15 protein-coding genes and 1 other RNA gene are annotated in these 16,903 nt (G+C 60.2%); 7 read left to right on the forward strand and 9 right to left on the reverse strand.

Going from position 1 to position 16,903, the window contains the following annotated elements:
* The first annotated feature begins 60 nt into the window (after positions 1-60).
* Positions 61-2,070: an ATP-binding protein gene (locus CFB10_RS20440; protein WP_026372358.1), complete on the forward strand. Its 2,010-nt coding sequence runs from the start codon at positions 61-63 to the stop codon at positions 2,068-2,070.
* A gap of 6 nt (positions 2,071-2,076) precedes the next feature.
* Here the strand turns inward: CFB10_RS20440 and miaA are convergent, their stop codons facing one another.
* Positions 2,077-2,973: a tRNA (adenosine(37)-N6)-dimethylallyltransferase MiaA gene (gene miaA, locus CFB10_RS20445; protein WP_020009341.1), complete on the reverse strand. Its 897-nt coding sequence runs from the start codon at positions 2,971-2,973 to the stop codon at positions 2,077-2,079.
* Between miaA and serB the strand changes: the two genes are divergently transcribed.
* Positions 2,972-3,862 (forward strand): phosphoserine phosphatase SerB, encoded by an 891-nt coding sequence (gene serB, locus CFB10_RS20450; protein ID WP_020009340.1) that lies wholly within the window; start codon positions 2,972-2,974, stop codon positions 3,860-3,862. The two genes, miaA and serB, sit on opposite strands and share 2 nt — an antisense overlap.
* Complete coding sequence (locus tag CFB10_RS20455; protein WP_020009339.1) at positions 3,859-4,422, forward strand: GNAT family N-acetyltransferase; 564 nt, start codon at positions 3,859-3,861, stop codon at positions 4,420-4,422. The genes serB and CFB10_RS20455 overlap by 4 nt, the downstream gene beginning before the upstream one ends.
* A gap of 26 nt (positions 4,423-4,448) precedes the next feature.
* Here CFB10_RS20455 and CFB10_RS20460 read toward each other — a convergent pair whose 3' ends face one another.
* The 7 genes from CFB10_RS20460 to CFB10_RS20490 form a co-directional block, all read right to left on the reverse strand.
* Entirely contained in the window at positions 4,449-5,198 is a 750-nt protein-coding gene (locus CFB10_RS20460) for an SDR family oxidoreductase (protein ID WP_020009338.1), read from the reverse strand.
* An 89-nt stretch (positions 5,199-5,287) separates the two neighbouring features.
* The gene (locus CFB10_RS20465; protein WP_020009337.1) at positions 5,288-6,832 is read right to left on the reverse strand and encodes a Do family serine endopeptidase; all 1,545 of its coding nucleotides are present in this window, start codon (positions 6,830-6,832) and stop codon (positions 5,288-5,290) included.
* A 191-nt stretch (positions 6,833-7,023) separates the two neighbouring features.
* A complete protein-coding gene (gene hflC / locus CFB10_RS20470) occupies positions 7,024-7,947 on the reverse strand; it encodes a protease modulator HflC (RefSeq protein WP_020009336.1) in 924 nt (307 codons plus the stop codon).
* 1 nt (position 7,948) lies between these two features.
* The gene (gene hflK, locus CFB10_RS20475) at positions 7,949-9,067 is read right to left on the reverse strand and encodes an FtsH protease activity modulator HflK (protein ID WP_020009335.1); all 1,119 of its coding nucleotides are present in this window, start codon (positions 9,065-9,067) and stop codon (positions 7,949-7,951) included.
* A 143-nt stretch (positions 9,068-9,210) separates the two neighbouring features.
* On the reverse strand, positions 9,211-9,738 hold the full coding sequence (locus CFB10_RS20480; protein ID WP_020009334.1) for a dihydrofolate reductase: 528 nt from the start codon (positions 9,736-9,738) through the stop codon (positions 9,211-9,213).
* A complete protein-coding gene (locus CFB10_RS20485; protein ID WP_020009333.1) occupies positions 9,735-10,529 on the reverse strand; it encodes a thymidylate synthase in 795 nt (264 codons plus the stop codon). The genes CFB10_RS20480 and CFB10_RS20485 overlap by 4 nt, the downstream gene beginning before the upstream one ends.
* Before the next feature lie 91 nt (positions 10,530-10,620).
* Complete coding sequence (locus CFB10_RS20490) at positions 10,621-10,929, reverse strand: DUF2853 family protein (RefSeq protein ID WP_026363424.1); 309 nt, start codon at positions 10,927-10,929, stop codon at positions 10,621-10,623.
* Between the two features lie 142 nt (positions 10,930-11,071).
* On the opposite strand from CFB10_RS20490, the gene ssrA reads away from it, so the two are divergent.
* From ssrA to CFB10_RS20510, 4 genes are all read left to right on the forward strand, one after another.
* Positions 11,072-11,445: a transfer-messenger RNA gene (ssrA, locus tag CFB10_RS20495) on the forward strand.
* A gap of 229 nt (positions 11,446-11,674) precedes the next feature.
* The gene (locus CFB10_RS20500; protein WP_020009331.1) at positions 11,675-12,187 is read left to right on the forward strand and encodes an SspB family protein; all 513 of its coding nucleotides are present in this window, start codon (positions 11,675-11,677) and stop codon (positions 12,185-12,187) included.
* Positions 12,188-12,231: 44 nt separating this feature from the next.
* A complete protein-coding gene (locus CFB10_RS20505; RefSeq protein ID WP_020009330.1) occupies positions 12,232-12,435 on the forward strand; it encodes a DUF4169 family protein in 204 nt (67 codons plus the stop codon).
* A 113-nt stretch (positions 12,436-12,548) separates the two neighbouring features.
* Entirely contained in the window at positions 12,549-12,758 is a 210-nt protein-coding gene (locus CFB10_RS20510) for a ribbon-helix-helix domain-containing protein (protein ID WP_020009329.1), read from the forward strand.
* Positions 12,759-13,118: 360 nt separating this feature from the next.
* Here CFB10_RS20510 and CFB10_RS20515 read toward each other — a convergent pair whose 3' ends face one another.
* Positions 13,119-16,829, reverse strand: coding sequence for an AsmA-like C-terminal region-containing protein (locus CFB10_RS20515; RefSeq protein ID WP_020009328.1), 3,711 nt, complete (start codon positions 16,827-16,829; stop codon positions 13,119-13,121).
* Between the last annotated feature and the right edge of the window lie 74 nt (positions 16,830-16,903).

A 16,903-nucleotide genomic window follows, 5' to 3' on the forward strand; every position in this document is an offset into this window, starting at 1 on the left:
TACCGGGATGGCAGATGCTGCCCGAACCACCGCGATCATCCGCATGTACCGGGAAAAAATGTGAATAACGACACGTTTCATAACGCGTCCCGCATGGACGAAAACGAACGGCGGTCCGGCCAGCAGCCGGCGAACCGCATGCTCGGCCGCGTCATCGCCTGTAACGGAGCACATGCCACCATTGCCGCCGAAACCGAACCGGGCACCACCGATGTGTCGCAGCTCTGGTCTGTCGGACGCCTGATCTCGATCGAAATGGGCACGAGCCGTGTCGCCGCACTCGTCTTCGCCATGCGCACGGGCGAGGACTATTGGGCGGCGGACAGGCCGAACAGGCTGCTGATCGACGTTGAACTCGTGGGCGAAGTTTACCGCACGGAAGACGGTAGCGAACGCTTTTCCACCGGCATCTCGCGTTACCCCTATCTCGGCGCGGTGGCGCACCGCATCCGCACCAGCGACCTCGCAAAGATCTACGACAGCGGCAAGCGCGACGCCTGTGTGATCGGCAGGCTGACACAGGACGACACGATCGGCGCCGCCATCAGCATTCCGCAGATGCTTGCCAAACATTTCGCCGTCGTCGGCTCGACGGGCGTGGGCAAGACCACCGCCGTTTCACTGCTGCTGAACAAGGCGATCGAGACCGACCCGAAACTGCGTGTCCTCATTCTCGATCCGCACAATGAATTTGCGGCCGCTTTTCCCGATCATTCCGTCGTCATCGATACCGATACGCTGGACCTCCCCTTCTGGCTGATGCGCCTTGAGGAATTTGCCGAGGTGATCTTCCGCGGCCGCAAACCGGTGCCGGAAGAAATGGACGTCCTTCGCGACATCATTCCAGAAGCGAAGAAGGCGTTTCGCGGCACCGAAGGTTCCGCCGTCCGCCGCACGTCCGACAAAAGCGCCATCACACCGGATACGCCGGTGCCCTACCGCATGGCCGATCTTCTCGCCCTCATCGACGAGCGCATCGGCCGGCTGGAAGGACGCGGCGAAAAACCGGCGCTGCGCACGCTGAAAGGCCGCATCCTCTCGGCCATTAACGACACGCGCTACAACTTCATGTTCTCCAGCAATACGATCAGCGACACCATTCTGGAAACGGTGGCGCATATTTTCCGTATTCCCGGGGAAGGAAAGCCGATTTCGGTATTCCAGCTGTCAGGCATTCCCTCCGAAGTGGTGAACTCGGTGGTTTCGGTCCTCTGCCGCATGTCCTTCGAACTGGCGGTGCTGGCGCGCGGATCGCTGCATATGCTCGTCGTCTGCGAGGAAGCGCACCGTTATGTGCCTGCTGACCCCGAGCGCGGTTTTTTCCCCACCCGGCAATCCATTGCCCAGATCGCCAAGGAAGGCCGCAAATACGGCATTTCGCTCGGCGTCATCAGCCAGCGGCCGAGTGAGCTGGACCAGACCATCCTGTCGCAATGTTCGACAGTGTTCGCCATGCGGCTTTCGAACGAGATCGACCAGAAGATCATCCTGTCCGCCGTACCGAACGCATCGACATCAACCACCAGCTTTTTATCGTCCATCGGCAATGGTGAGGCCATCGCCTTTGGCGAGGCCGTCAATGTGCCGATGCGCATGCGTTTTGACCGCGTCGTCACGGCCAAATTGCCGAAGGCAAGCGGCATCACCAGTCATGTGAACCACGAGACCCCCGATACGGTCGACCTGAACAGCATTGTCACGCGCATGCGCGCCACGCCAAAACCCGTTATCACCGGTTTCCAGCAAAGCGTTGAAGCGGCCTTTTCCGATCTGCCGGAACAAGCAGCACCGAACCGGTCAACGGATGAGGTCGATAGCTGGAAGCAGGAACTGGGCACAGCAGCAATGGAGGGATATGAACCCTATCGCCCGGATATGCTGCCTGGCCGCACGCTCCCTGCATCAACAAATCCGGCGGCACCCGATACCGCCTCTGGCGCCGTCAACGAATTGCGCAAAGCCAGTTTCCAGATGCAGGCGCAAAATGGCCCGCCGCCCGGCGATGCACGCCCTTCGCTCCGCGAGAGCCTCCTGAAGAAGCCGCTCGGCAGCCTCTACCGGAAAGACTGAGCCCCTTCACGGCTGGATGCGTGTCCAGTCGTCTCCCATCTGGTTGCGGAACCAGGTCATCTGCCGTTTGGCATATTGGCGGGTCGCGGCCGCTGATTTTTCGATAACCTCCGCCTCGCCCATGCGCCCGGCCAGCATATCGGCGATCTGGGCAACGCCGATCGCCTTCATCGCCGTTGCATCAGGCGCAAGATTGAGCGCGAGAAGTGCCCGTACCTCCTCTACCGCGCCGCTTTCCATCATGGCTTCAAAGCGACGATTGATGCGATCATGCAGCACCGGCCTTTCCGGCAGGACGACGAATTTCTGCGCCCGGTCGGGATCGACGATCATAGGGCCCTTGGCCTGCTGGAAATCCCGGATCGATTTTCCCGTCGCCTCAAGCACTTCAAGCGCCCGGACGATACGCTGCCCGTCCCCCGGTTTGAGCGTGTCCGCCATGGCCGGATCGCGGCGGGCGAGTTCAGCGTGAAGGACCGCCGCTCCCTCCTCGACCAGCCGGGCGCGCAATCTATCGCGGATATCCTCTGGAATGTTGGGCATGTCAGAGAGACCGCCCGTCAACGCCTTGAAATAAAGCCCCGTGCCGCCGACGATGACGGGGAAACGCCTCTGCGCATGTAAATCCGAAAGCAGGGCGGAGATGTCCCGCAGCCATTCGCCCGTTGAATAGAGGCTGCTCGCCGGCACATGGCCGTAAAGAAGATGCGGCACACCCTCCATTTCGTCCTCGGATGGCCGGGCGGTCAGCACCCGCAGCGTGTCGTAAACCTGCATGCTGTCGGCATTGATGACGACGCCGTCCCGCTCCCGCGCCAAACGAAGCGCAAGCGCGGACTTGCCGCTTGCCGTCGGGCCGGTTATCAGGATCGCATCAAAATTCTCATCAAGGTTTTTCATCATGGCTCTCGTTGCCACGCTTATCGCCAATCCGTCAAATCCTGTTCTGACACCGTCCCTCGGCGAAGCGGCCGCGAAGGCCGTCAACGCATCGGGCCTCTACTGGCTGGCCGATGGCGTTGCCTGCGATATCGCCCTGCCCTCCGGCACCGCCGCCGAACAGGCGCGCAGCGCGATTGCCGCCGCGCTTGCCGGAAAACCGATCGATATCGTCATCCAGGAACAGGATCAGCGACGCAAGAAGCTTCTGATCGCCGACATGGATTCGACCATGATCGGCCAGGAATGTATCGATGAACTGGCGGCCGAAGTCGGTCTGAAGGACAAGGTCTCCGCCATCACCGCCCGCGCCATGAATGGCGAGATCGCTTTCGAACCTGCGTTGCGTGAGCGTGTGGCGCTGCTGAAGGGCCTGCCGGTCTCTGTCATCGATGACGTCATCGAAAAGCGCATCACGTTGACCCCGGGCGGCAAGGAACTGATCGCCACCATGAAGGCGAAGGGTTATTACGCCGCCCTCGTGTCCGGCGGTTTTACCGTCTTTACCGGCCGCGTCGCCGCCATGCTGGGTTTCGATGAGAACCGCGCCAATCTGCTGGGTGAGGCCAATGGCGAACTTGATGGCACCGTTGCTGAACCCATCCTCGGCAAACAGGCCAAGGTGGATGCACTGAACGATATTGCCACAAAACTCGGCATTTCGCCGGAAGAGGCAATGGCGGTTGGCGATGGCGCCAACGATCTGGGCATGCTGCATCTGGCCGGCGCCGGCGTCGCCCTGCACGCCAAGCCCGCCGTTGCGGCAGAGGCACAGATGCGCATCGACCATGGCGATCTGACCGCGCTTCTTTACATCCAGGGCTACCGCAAGACGGATTTTGTCATCCCATGATCATCCGTGAGACACAAAGGCTCATTCTGCGCGAGTGGAAGGAGAGCGACCGCAATCTGTTCCGCGAAATCAACGCCGACGAAAAGGTCATGGAATTCTTCCCCTTCCGCCGCAGCCATGCGGAAGCGGACGCCGTGCTGGAAACCATCAACGGCATGATCCGCGGCAGCGGTTACGGCTTTTACGCCATGGAACTGCGCGAGACCGAAGAAGTCATGGGCTTCTGCGGCATTTCTCCCGTCATGAACCTCGACCCGCCCTTCCCGCTCGGAACCATGGAAATCGGCTGGCGGCTCGCCACCCGTTACTGGGGGCACGGCTATGTCACGGAAGCGGCGCAATCGCTGCTCGTCATGGCCTTCGATGAAAAGGAGACGCCGGAAATCGTCTCCTTTGCCGTGCACAACAACCAGCGTTCAACGCGGGTGATGGAACGCATCGGCCTCAAGCGTGACCCTTCACGCGATTTCGACCATCCGCGCGTGCCGGAAGACACCCATCCGCATCTGCGCCCGCATGTGACCTATGCATTGACGCTGGAGGAATGGCGGGCGCGATAAGCCCCCCTGCCCGCCAGTCCCAGACATTACTTCACCGCCGCATTGCCGCCATCGGCAAACAACGCCGCTCCGGCGACGAAGCTCGCCATGGGGCTCGCGAGGAAAAGTGCTGCCTGCGCAATTTCTTGCGGCTCAGCGATACGTTTCATCGCATGCAGGCCAGCGGCCCATTCCTTCTGCGCCGCATCGCCGGCTGCCGGTGTATCAACCCCGCCGGGCAGCAGCGCATTGGCGCGAATGCCGTTGATGGCATAATCGGCGGTTATGCCTTTCACCAGCCCCATCAACGCCGCCTTCGCAGCCCCATAAGCCGCCATGCCTGGTATGCCGACGCTGGTGCCGACGAAGCTTGAGGTAAAGACGATGGAGCCGCCGCCACGCATCAACATCAGCGGTATCTGGTAACGCGCGCCCAGAAAGGCGGAGGTAAGATTGACGTTGAGTACATCATCCCATTCCGCAGGCGAAATCTCCGCCAGCGGCCTCATGGCTCCCACCGCACCGGCATTGTTGACGGCGATATCGAGACCACCGAAAACGCTCACGGCCGCCTCTGCCAGCCGGGAATGGGTTTCGGCAAGACCAGCATCACCCGCGACCGCGTGGACGCGGCCGCCGGTCTCACGAATGTCGGCGGCAACCTCCTGCAGCGCCTTTTCGCCGCGCGCATTGAGAACGACAGCCGCGCCGTGAGCGGCAAACAGCACCGCCGTCGCCCGGCCTATGCCGGATGACGCACCGGTGATGATGGCAACCTTGTTTTCGAGCAATTTCATATCCTTGGCCTCCGTTTGATGGAGCCCAAGGATTAGAGAGCGGCCGGAATGACAGCCACCCGATTCCTGACGGAACAGACGAAGGGCGTTTATTCCAGCGGCAGCGCCACAACGCGCAGATTGCCCTGGGCATCGGCCACCATCATATGCGCATTCTTGCGGCCTTCGGATTTCAGGCCGTTGACGCGCACCAGCACGTCGCCTGGAACCTCCATGAAGTCCTGCCCGACCTCGACGATGATATCGCCGGCCTTCATGCCCTTCTGTTCGGCGGGGGAGCCCGGATCGACGCTGGCGACAAGCACGCCTTCGACGCTTTCGGCAATGCCCTTTTCGGTACGCAGCTCGTTGCTCAGCACCACGAGATTCATGCCGAGCACGCTCTGCGGCGCCTCACGCACTTCCGGCGTCTGGTCCTGCGCCTGATCGTCGGCGCCGCCATCATCTTCCGGTGCGACCACGCCGCCATCGCCGTCTTCGCTCTGCTGATCCTCGGCCGAGGCCTTCTCATCCGTCGCATCCTGCAACTGGCCGAGCTTGACCTTGACGGTCTCCTCCTTGCCGTCACGCAGGATCACCACATCGACGTCCTTGCCGACAGGGCTTTCAGCGACGATCCGCAAAAGATCGCGCATCTCGTGAATATCCTTGCCGTCGAATTTCAGCACGACATCGCCGGCCTGGATCGGGCCATTTTCCACCGGGCCACCCTTGGCGACGCCGGAGATCAGCGCCCCCTTGGCGCTGTCCATGCCAAGGCTTGCCGCCACATCGTCGGTGACGGGCTGGACACGAACACCGAGCCAGCCGCGGCGCGTCTCACCGAATTCGATGAGCTGCTGGACGATATTCTGGGCAAGCTCCGTCGGTACGGCAAAACCGATACCGATCGAACCGCCGCTCGGCGAAATGATCGCGGTATTGATGCCGATCACCTCGCCCTTCATGTTGAAGAGCGGGCCGCCGGAATTGCCCTTGTTGATGGCAGCATCCGTCTGGATGAAATTGTCATAGGGGCCGGCATTGATATTGCGGCCCCGCGCGGAAATGACGCCCACTGTCAGCGAGCCGCCAAGCCCGAAGGGATTGCCGATGGCCATCACCCAATCGCCGATGCGCATGCTGCGCGAATCGCCGAATTTGACGGCCTTCAACGGCGTTTTCGGCTCCACCTTCAAGACGGAAAGGTCGGTTTTCGTATCGGTGCCAACCAGCGTCGCCTTGAGCTTCGAACCGTTAGGGAAAATCACCTCGATGGCGTCGGCGCCCTCGATGACGTGGTTGTTGGTGACGACGTAACCGGCCGGGTCGATCACGAAACCGGACCCCAGCGAATTGACCTTTTCACCGCCTTCCGGCTTCTGGCTGTCGAAATAATCCTTGAAGAATTCCTGGAAGGGCGAACCCTCCGGCAGTTTCGGCGGAACCGGGCCCTTGCCGTCGGTCTTGACGTTCTGCGAGGTGGAAATATTCACCACCGCGTCCAGAAGCGGCTCGGCAAGATCAGCCACCGATTCCGGCCCATGGCTCTGCGCCCATGCCGCAACCGGTGCCGAAAGGCTACCCGCCACAAGCGCGATGCCCGCGACTGCGGCGATGCTGCTGCGAAAAGGCGAAAGAAGGGTCACGGCCATAAGCGTCCTCGCGTTTCAAATAGTCCTGCCCTGCATATATCGGCAAAGCATAAGGCGGAATGATGAAGTGTAAAAATACCTTTTCGTGAACAGGCGGAGACGCCTTGCCCGTAACCACAGCTTTGGCACGAAAACGGACCAAAAAGAAAGGGCCGGTAAAACCGGCCCCTCCAAAATCATTTTATCCGTTATCAGTTCGCCGGTGCCGGCGCAGGCGCGGCAGGCGCCGTGGACGGAACACCGTCGATGTTGTTGAAATAACGGAAGAAGGTCGAGTCCGGAGACAGGACCAGCGTCGTGCCGGTTCCGCTGAGCGAGCTGGAATAGGCCGCCATCGAGCGATAGAACTCGAAGAAGCTCGGGTCACGCTGGAAAGCCTCGCCGAACACCTTGTTACGCTCCGCATCGCCCTCACCCCGAAGCACTTCGGACTGGCGACGCGCGTCGGATTCGAACTCCACCACCTGACGATCGGCGATAGCGCGACGGCGCTGCGCTTCTTCGTTACCACGGGCGCGGATCAGTTCGGCCTCGGCCAGACGTTCCGACTTCATGCGCTCGAAGGTCTGCTGCGAGACTTCCTGCGTCAGGTCGGTACGGCGGATGCGCACGTCGACAATGCTGATGCCGAGCGATTCCGCATCGGGACGCAGATCGTCACGCACTTCCTGCATCATCGATGCACGCGCATCCGAGAGCGCGGATTCGAAGCCACGCAGACCGTAAACCCGGCGCAGCGATGCGTCGAGACGGGTGCGCAGACGCGATTCCGCCGACATCTGGTCACCCGAGACCGTCTGCCGGAAGCGGCGCGCATCCGTGATGCGATAGACCACGAAGGCATCGACCTCGTAGAATTTACCGCCGGAGACCTGAACACGGATATTGTCGTGATCGAAGCGCAGCGCGCGGTTCTCGATATATTGCACACGGTCAGCGTCCATGAAGGCGAATGGCAGCTTGAAATAGAGGCCCGGCGCGGTTTTCACATCCTGAATTTGACCGAAGCGCACGACGATCGCCTGCTGGCGCTCGTTGACGACGAAGATCGACGAATAACCGAGGAAAAGCACGACGGCGAGGCCGACGAGAATGGCCGTAAGACGGTTGCCCATATTAGTTGCCTCCCTGCTGTGCCGCGCCCGGATTGCCGCGCATGATCTCGTTCAGAGGCAGATAAGGCACCACACCCTGTTTTTCGTCGATGATGACCTTGTTGGAGCCCTTCAGGACCTGTTCCATCGTTTCCAGGAACATGCGCTGACGGGTTACATCAGGCGCGGTACGATACTGGTCGTAGATGGAGATGAAACGCTGCGCTTCACCCTGCGCCTCGTTGACGACACGCGACTTGTAGGCGTTCGCTTCTTCGAGGATCTGCGCGGCCTGACCGCGGGCGGCACCGAGCTTCTGGTTGGCGTATTGGTTGGCTTCCTGAACGAAGCGGTCTTCGTCCTGTTCGGCGCGCTGCACTTCATCGAAGGCGTCGGCCACTTCGCGCGGCGGCGCCGCGTCTTCGATAGCCACCGCATTGATGGAGATGCCGGCGCCATAACCGTCCATGGTGGACTGGATGATGGTGCGCACATCCGCTGCGATCGCCTGACGGTTATCGCGGAAGATGTCCTGTGCCGGACGACGGCCGACGACTTCGCGCATGGCGCTTTCGGAAACCTGCTGCAGGGTCTCGGCCGGGCTGTCGACGTTGAAGAGGTAGGATTTCGGATCGGAGACCGTGTAGAGCACCGAGAACTGCACGTTGACGATGTTCTGGTCGCCGGTCAGCATCACGCCGCTCGACGAGGAAGACGAAGCGCGCGAACCGATATTCTGCTGCTGCTCGGTCACCTTGACGATTTCCACCGTCTCGATTGGCCACAGATGGAAATGCAGGCCCGGCATCGAAATTTCGTCCTTCGGACGGCCGAAACGCAGCTCCACGCCGCGCTCGTCCGGCTGGACGGTGTAGATGGACTGGATGCCGAGGAAAACCAGAACGACGAGAACGACGATGGCGACCGCACCGCCGTTGAAGCCGCCGGGCAGCACATTCTTGAAACGGTCCTGGCTGCGCCGGATGATCTCTTCCAGATCAGGCGGGCCGCCATTGCCGCCGCCACCGCCGCGAGGCCGGTTAGGCCCCTGCCCCCATGGGCCGCCACCGCCGCCCTGGTTGTTTCCTCCACCGCCGCCGCCCCAAGGGCCGCCGCCGCCATTCTGATTGCTCCAGGGCATCAATACCTCTTTATAAAAGCCTCTCCCGGTTCCGTTCGAAAGCGATTGCTCGCGTGCGGCGGGAATATCGACCCGTTATAAGAAGGAGAAGCGTCCGTTTCAACGCAGAGGTGGTAACTAAATACCCAATCAGGGTAAATAGTTCACTTTGACGCGGCTCTTCGCACATAAGTGGTAAACAGAACCGGATAATTGTCCTTTTCCCCTGCGGGAGCGGGGATTTCCTCGGTTTTCTCAAAAACGCCGGGATCGATTTCCGGAAAAAAAGTGTCCCCATCCAGCTTTACCGCCACATGGGTGACGGAAAGTTGATCGGCAAGGGGCATGGCCTGACGGTAAATCTCACCACCGCCCGCAACGAAAACCTCGTCCACACCCAGTTCCGCAGCCTTGGTTTTTGCAAGCTTCATGGCCTCGTCCAGCGACGAGACGACATCCACACCTTCAGGCCGGTATCCGGCATTGCGGCTGACGATGATGTGCGGACGGCCCGGCAGAGGACGCTCGCCGACGGATAAAAACGTCTTGCGGCCCATGATGAGCGGCTTGCCCATCGTCATCGCCTTGAAGCGCTTGAGATCGGTGGAAAGCTTCCACGGCATGTCGAGGTCGCGGCCAATGACGCCGTTTTCCGACACCGCAACGATGATGGTGACGCGCGGCTCACTCATACCGCGATCGGCGCCTTGATGCTTGAATCAGCCTCGTAGTTCTCAAGCGTAAAGTCTTCGAACTTAAAGGAGAAAAGGTCCTTCACATCAGGGTTGAGGCGCATCGTCGGCAAAGCCTTGGGCGTGCGCGTCATCTGCAGCTGCGCCTGCTCGAAATGGTTGGCATAGATATGCGCATCGCCGAGCGTATGGACGAAATCCCCCGGCTTCAGCCCCGTCACCTGCGCCACCATCAGCGTCAGAAGCGCATAGGAAGCGATATTGAAGGGCACGCCGAGAAAGATATCGGCCGAGCGCTGGTAAAGCTGGCAGGAAAGCTTGCCGTCGGAAACATAGAACTGGAACAGGCAATGGCAGGGCGGCAGCGCCATCTCGTCCACCAGCGCGGGGTTCCAGGCCGAGACGATGTGGCGACGGGAGTTGGGATTGGTTTTAAGGGCCTCGATCAAAAGTGTGATCTGGTCGATATGGCGTCCGTCAGGCGCGGGCCAGGAGCGCCACTGCGCGCCATAGACGGGGCCGAGATCGCCGTTTTCGTCAGCCCATTCATCCCAGATGGAAACGCCGTTTTCCTTGAGATAGGCGATATTGGTATCGCCCTTCAGGAACCACAGGAGTTCATGGATGATGGAGCGCAGATGCAGTTTCTTGGTGGTGAGAACCGGAAAACCTTGCGCAAGGTCAAAACGCATCTGGTAACCGAAAACCGAGCGCGTGCCCGTGCCGGTGCGGTCTCCACGGTCGGAGCCGGTTTCCATGACATGCCGGAGAAGATCGAGATATTGTTTCATGCGTTCTGCCGCCGATTCCCTGATATCGAGGGAATATAATAGCACAGGGCGGCAGAACCAATCACCTAATGCGGGCTATCCCCGGATCAAATCAAAGCGACTGAAGCTTACCCAGTTCCTTGGCGACCAGGTAATAGAAAGTCACGCGCGACTTGGAGCGGTCCGCGGCCATCGCCTTGGCGACAGCATCGATTGCCTGATCGGCCGTACCGTCAGTCACGCCGAGCTTCTTGCCGCACCAGCTCGCCTTCACGCGCGCAAGCTCCTCCGGATCGGAAGCGGACACCAGCGAGGAATCCCGGTTGCGCAGGGCAATGCCGAGATGCTTGACGATCTTGCCGACAATGGCTTCGTCGGCTGCGGCGTCGTATTTCTTCACATCTGCGAGATAGTCAGTCATGTCCACTCCTTCGTGTGTCCCCGGCCCGGTGTTGCTTCTGGTGACCGGTTGCATGGAGAATGGGACAGCAATCACTCGTCGTCAAGAATTGTCTAAAGTGCGGGCGGCAATCACGAAACCTTTTCATGGAATTGTCATCACCCCCCTTTTCTCGGGCGGTCGAAACGCCTATATGAGCCTTGCCGGGGCAACCCGGCTATGGCGATAAACGGTCGGTGTAATAAACCTATTGGACCCGGGGGCGGTACCCGGCGCCTCCACCAAAAACCGGCGGACTTTCATGAAATGAAGGCCGGCTTTTGATGGGGGCGAAATAGGATCGACAAGGGCGTAAAGATCGAACTTTTGCTCGGCATGATACCGCCGTTATCGGGTCACAAGTGTAGTTGCAAATGACAACAACGCTAAGGAATACGCTCTCGCTGCCTAATGGCGGTGCGGGAATTCCGCTCTAAGTCCTCACGGTTAGCCCCGTGAGGCGGGGTTCGGAGGTACCTGGCAACAGAAACCTCCACCTTCTCCATTTTGCCTGAATTGATTATATGATAGCTGACTTGCGAACGGCGTCGGCTTTTCCGTTGCTGCCGTTCAGGACATTGCGTATACTTGGGCAACGCGTGAGCGTCAGGATCGGAAATGATCCCGGCTCGAGGATTACGCTAAGATTCAAAGTGTTACAGCGTCCTTGGCGCGCAGGCCGCGCCACACATGAAAAGACGTTTGAATAAGGGAAAGACAGGACCGCATGGGGCAGGATCATATCCGTTACGACATTCTCGCACAGGATGCCCTTCGCGGCGTTATTCGTAAGGTTTTGGGTGAAGTGGCCGCAACCAGCCGCCTGCCCGGCGACCACCATTTCTTCATCACATTCCTGACCGGCGCGCCGGGCGTGCGGATTTCCCAGCACCTCAAGGCGAAATATGCCGAACAGATGACCATCGTCATCCAGCACCAGTTCTGGGACCTGAAAGTAACCGAAACCGGCTTCGAAATCGGCCTCTCCTTCTCCGATACGCCGGAAAAGCTGGTCATTCCCTATAACGCCATCAGAGGTTTCTACGATCCTTCCGTCAATTTCGAACTCGAATTCGACGTGCCTCTGGCCGAAGAGGAAGAGATGGAAGAGGCCGAAATCACCGCTTATCCCGTTTCCCATGAGCCGAAACCGGCTGCTGCTTCCGAAACGCCCAAGGCCGGCGAAGAAAAGAAGGAAGGCTCGGTCGTTTCGCTGGATGCCTTCCGCAAGAAGCAATAACGGCTTTTACCCAGAGCTTACGAAACCCGAGGAGACATATCCCCATGGCGGCCGATATCGTCAATCTGCGTCAGTTTCGGAAACAGAAAGCCCGTAGCGAAAAAGAAAAGCAGGCGGAGCAGAACCGCCTGTCCTTTGGCCGCACCAAGACGGAAAAAAATCTCACATCAGCCCTGAACGAAAAAGCCGAAAAGGCGCTCGATCAGGGGCGGCTCGAAAAAACCGATGACGGGGTCGGCAAAGACTGACAAGCCGACGGACCGCCGCTGATTTCGGGACCATCGGAAAAGAATCGCAAAACAGGGACTTGCGGGGGAGATATGATTCAGACCTCCAACCGGATCCACCGGAGACCGATCTGATGATCCGCAAGCACTCCGCGACGTTGCACGGCCACCGCACCAGCATTTCACTCGAGGATGCCTTCTGGGACGAGTTGAAAATCATTGCGGACAGACGCAAGATCAGTTTCGCGGCCCTGCTTGCCGAAATAGATGACAGCCGCTCCGCCGACAGCAATCTGTCCTCGTCGCTGCGGGTTTACGTGCTGAACTGGCTGAAGAACCGCTGAGATGTTGTGACGTGCGGTAAAGACGCGCAATCGATCACGACCTGCGATGCCTCTATCCGGATTTGTCGTCCCGGACTACAAAAATTACTGCCGAAAACTCGTAACGCCGTGAAAGCATTCATTAAACATTAGCGGCCTAGTCTGCGCTGCAAGGCATTTCCCGTATTGCGTAGCCTTGCTTTCAAATACTGTTTCCAGACCTTTCCCATCCCCCACATCCACCACGAGGCGTTCCCGGGTTTTCCCCGTTAGGGAACGAGTTTGCCGTCATATTCTCGGCGCAGCCTCGAGGATGATGCAACGTTCGGGGACAGGTTTCCGCACTTTCGCAAGGCCGATCAGTTTCCCCCGCCCGCAAGCTTACGGCGTGGCGGGAGCGTTTTCTGGCGCCAGTTGCCGGATGGCGTTTTCTGTGGGAGGCACCACCAGAACCGGCGCGGATTGCCGCTCGGGTACCGGCTGCCCCTGTTCCTGCTGTTGTTGTTGCAACCGCTCCTGCTGTTCCTTTTCCTGGCGCAGACGTTCTTCGGCTGCCGCCTTCAAACGAGCCTCTTCTTCAGCCTTGGCCTTGGCTTCCGCCTCTGCCCGCTCCTTCTCGGCCTGCCGCTCGGCCGCCTGAGAGCGATAAAGCGCAACTTCGCGACGCAGGCGCTGCTTTTCAAGAACGCTCGCCTGCATGGCCTCCACCCGGCGGCGTTCCTTTTCGAAAGCCCGAAGCGAGAGGTAATTGCTGAGCGCCGAAACATCGGTCGTCAAAGCCGGCGCGGCAAGCGGACCGTTATAGTTGAGACGCACAGACGGCTCGGCCCCTGCAACTGTTTCAGTGCCGGGATTGAACAGAAGATCGAGGTCGCCATTCACGGTCGCGGCGGCAATATCGACAGTCGCATCAGCAGTAAGCGTGACACGATCGATCCCCGCACGCAGATTCTGGAAATGAAGCGCACCGCCATTCAGCGAGAACGGCAAGGCCACATCGCCAAGCCCGATTTCACCCTGCCACAGGTTCTGGTCCACCAGCGGCCGCACTTTGGGAGCGTCGATCGGCTGCTGCAAACCATCGGCCGCCTGCAGGATCGGCGGCAAGGCTCCGGGATTAAGCCCCTTCACCACGAGCCCGCTGGCCCTGATTTCACCCGAGCCACCCGCCGATTTCAGCATTTCACCAACGCTTTTACCCGTCGATTCGGCCGTCAGGTCGATGGCCGCCCGGCCTGTCGCAACCGGCCCGTTGGCATTGGCCCACAGGATCGGCTCCGGATTGGCGTCGGTAACCGCTATCTTGGTGCGGAAAATGCCCGCACCTTCGCCCGTCGACATGGCAAGCCGCCCCGTAAGCTTGCCGCCCATGAAGGTGCCGGCAACATCGTCGAGCGAGAGACTGCCCGCATCATGCGTGACCTTGGCCGAAACGCCGGTGACGGTACCGAAGGGACCGGCCTCGAAACTCTCCGCTTTCAAGGCCAGTGAAGCCTTGAGCTGCGGGAAAGCGGCCATGGCCAGAGGCTTTGCGTTGAGCGCGCCGGTTTCCGGATCGATCACCGGCCCATAGATCGCATCACCCAGCCAGGCGAGATCGGCCGTTCTGACAGAGAGATCACCAGCCACAGGATAGGGTGCGGCACGCTGAACAGTCAGATTGCCCGAGAAAGGGTTTCCGCCCGCCTGCCCGCCGATAGAAGAAAATGCGATCTTTTGTCCATCGACAGCCACTTTCGCATTGGCCTTCAGCGCCATGCCGCCGCCAAGCTGCGGCAGACCGACGGCGTTCATGATGAGGTATGGCTCGATATCAGCGCTTTCGAGCGCCACATCGGCGCTGCCTTCGCCGAAATTGGCGGCCGAAACGGCAAAGGAACCGTTCATCGAAAAATGCGTGCGTTCCGTCGAGAAGCGCAGTTCCGTCTGGGCGGGCGAGCCGAGCGTGCCGTTGAGCTTGACGGAGAGAAGTCCCTCGCCATCCGCATCGAAGGGCAGCGGATCGAGCCCCGCCTGGCCGAACAGGATCGCCGTCGACTGGTTCTTCAGGACGGCTTCCAGCGACATGGCCGTATCATCGGTGATCGACAGGAAATCCGGCATCTTGGCAACGGCCGAGAGCCGGCTGCCGTTGACGGTGCCGGAGACGGCGACATTGGCCCCGCCATTTTCGCTGTTGACGGAAACATCCATGGCAAGGTCGGAATTGGCGTACCATGGCGCGCTCGCCGCCAGACGGCTGAGGAATGGATGGTTTGGCAATTTCTGCTGCAGCATGGTGAAGAACGGCTGCATATCCGCTGCATGCAGGTTCACCGTGCCCTTGCCGGCATATTTCAGCAGCGAACCCTGCAATTGCCCTCTGGCTTTCACCTCCGCGCCGGCAATATCACCGGCCGTCATGTTTTCGAGCGAGAGAACCCCACCAGCCATGGTGAAGGCGGTTTCGACGTGATTGGCGGTCACACCGGCCATGTTGAACCGGTCGGCCTTGAATTTCGCGGTAATGCGGTGGTCGAGGACGGAACTGCCGACCTGATCGCCAAGCGCCAGACTGCCGAGCGCCCTCAGCGCATCGAGATCGATTTCGTTGCCCGAGAGATCGATGGAGAGATTGGAAGTCTTGCCGTCGGAGCGCCGCTCCAGCTCGCCCTTCAACGAGGCATCGCCGATTGCAAGCTCCAGTTTGTCGAAACGCTGATTGAGCGTCGTCAAAGAAACATCGGCGGAAAAACCGGCGGCATTGAGCTGGCGGATCGCCGGATCGACGGAACCGGAAAGCCAGTTCGCCAGCCCTGAAGGCTGGTTGGAGGCGAGCAGCAGATTGCCGTTGAAAGCGGGCCCGCCAAGCAGCGTCAGCGATCCCTTGGCTTCAAGCTGCGTCCTGCCCGGCAACGTCGCCACGGCATTCACCACCTGCCAGCCGCTGCCTTCCGGGCGCACATCCAGCCGGATGTCGCGGATGGTCGTATCGTCAGAAACAAGCGCGGGAAGGCTGATGCTCGCCTTGCCCGGCACCGGCGGCACCGGAATGCGGGCCACCATGGCCGCAAAGGCCTCGATGCGCTGGCGCACCGAGGCGGTGGGCTGGCGCGAGGTCTTGCCCGTTTGCACGACAGGCGGCGCGAAGCGGGCGACATCGATCTGCTGGCCATCGGCCGTCAGCAGGAATTCCGGCTTGGCGCCGGTATCGAGCGTCGCTTCACCGGTCACGACATAGGGATTTTCGCTACCGCCGAGTTCCATGCGGTAACTCGGGATACGCACGCTTTCATTGGTGAGCTCAAAACTGCCGCGGGTACGCGGCGAAGAAAACAACGATTGCCCCGCCTGCTGCTTCTGCTTTTCATCCTCACGGAAACTGAAGGAGAAGGAACCGCTATAAGCGGGCTTCCCCGCCGTTGCAGCAATCGCGCCATCGAGATCAACCTCGACCGGATGCTCATCCGGCACCACGCGGACCCGCAGCCCCATGCGGCCGGCGGCGTAATCCGGCTCGCTGCTGGAGAGGGAGAAGGAACCCGGATGCCCGTCAATGGCGGCGCGCCCTTCGGCCTTCCACGGCCCGGCCAGCGAATTGGCGGACATGTCGGCGTTGAGACCCGTCACCACGCGATTGCGGCCGGATTGCTCGTCGATGAATTCGATCTGCCCGCCTTCAATCTGCACGCTTTCCAGAACGACGGTGCGGGCGGGAATTTCCGCCCGGCTGCCGCGCATCCAGTCCAGCGTGCCGTCTTTCAGCAGCCTGATCTTCGCCTTGGGCTCCTCGATGCGCATGTCGAAGATACGCGCCTCGCCGGAAAGGAAAGGCGCAAGCTCGGCATCCATGGAAAAACGCGCGACCTGAATGAGCGGCGATCCATCCGCATCCGTGCCGGCGCGCACATCATGCAGCGTTACCGAGGGGAAAGGCAGAATGCGGGCCTCAACGCGGCCATGCACAACCACCTTCTTGCCGAGAATACGGCTTGCCTGGTCTTCAAAATCGCGGCGGAAATCCGTCCAGTCGACGAAATAGGGAATAAGCAGCGCCGAGAACAGCACCACGGCCAGCAGTCCGCCCAGAAAAACCAGAATACGCCCGAGCACTGACCTGCATCTCCCTTCGCGAACGCTGCAAACCTATTCTTTTCTGCCTTAACGGCAAGCAGCCTTTTGTACCA

This window comes from Agrobacterium sp. 719_389, from assembly GCF_900188475.1.
In the GTDB taxonomy this organism is placed as follows: Bacteria; Pseudomonadota; Alphaproteobacteria; order Rhizobiales; family Rhizobiaceae; genus Agrobacterium; species Agrobacterium radiobacter.

Coding starts and splice junctions, on each gene's coding strand:
- CFB10_RS20510 (WP_020009329.1), top strand. CDS start 12,549: ATGATCCGCAAGCACTCCGCGACGTTGCACGGCCACCGCACCAGCATT.
- CFB10_RS20455 (WP_020009339.1), top strand. CDS start 3,859: ATGATCATCCGTGAGACACAAAGGCTCATTCTGCGCGAGTGGAAGGAG.
- hflC (WP_020009336.1), bottom strand. CDS start 7,947: ATGGGCAACCGTCTTACGGCCATTCTCGTCGGCCTCGCCGTCGTGCTT.
- CFB10_RS20485 (WP_020009333.1), bottom strand. CDS start 10,529: ATGAAACAATATCTCGATCTTCTCCGGCATGTCATGGAAACCGGCTCC.
- serB (WP_020009340.1), top strand. CDS start 2,972: ATGGCTCTCGTTGCCACGCTTATCGCCAATCCGTCAAATCCTGTTCTG.
- CFB10_RS20480 (WP_020009334.1), bottom strand. CDS start 9,738: ATGAGTGAGCCGCGCGTCACCATCATCGTTGCGGTGTCGGAAAACGGC.
- CFB10_RS20500 (WP_020009331.1), top strand. CDS start 11,675: ATGGGGCAGGATCATATCCGTTACGACATTCTCGCACAGGATGCCCTT.
- hflK (WP_020009335.1), bottom strand. CDS start 9,067: ATGCCCTGGAGCAATCAGAATGGCGGCGGCGGCCCTTGGGGCGGCGGC.
- CFB10_RS20490 (WP_026363424.1), bottom strand. CDS start 10,929: ATGACTGACTATCTCGCAGATGTGAAGAAATACGACGCCGCAGCCGAC.
- CFB10_RS20505 (WP_020009330.1), top strand. CDS start 12,232: ATGGCGGCCGATATCGTCAATCTGCGTCAGTTTCGGAAACAGAAAGCC.
- miaA (WP_020009341.1), bottom strand. CDS start 2,973: ATGATGAAAAACCTTGATGAGAATTTTGATGCGATCCTGATAACCGGC.
- CFB10_RS20465 (WP_020009337.1), bottom strand. CDS start 6,832: ATGGCCGTGACCCTTCTTTCGCCTTTTCGCAGCAGCATCGCCGCAGTC.
- CFB10_RS20460 (WP_020009338.1), bottom strand. CDS start 5,198: ATGAAATTGCTCGAAAACAAGGTTGCCATCATCACCGGTGCGTCATCC.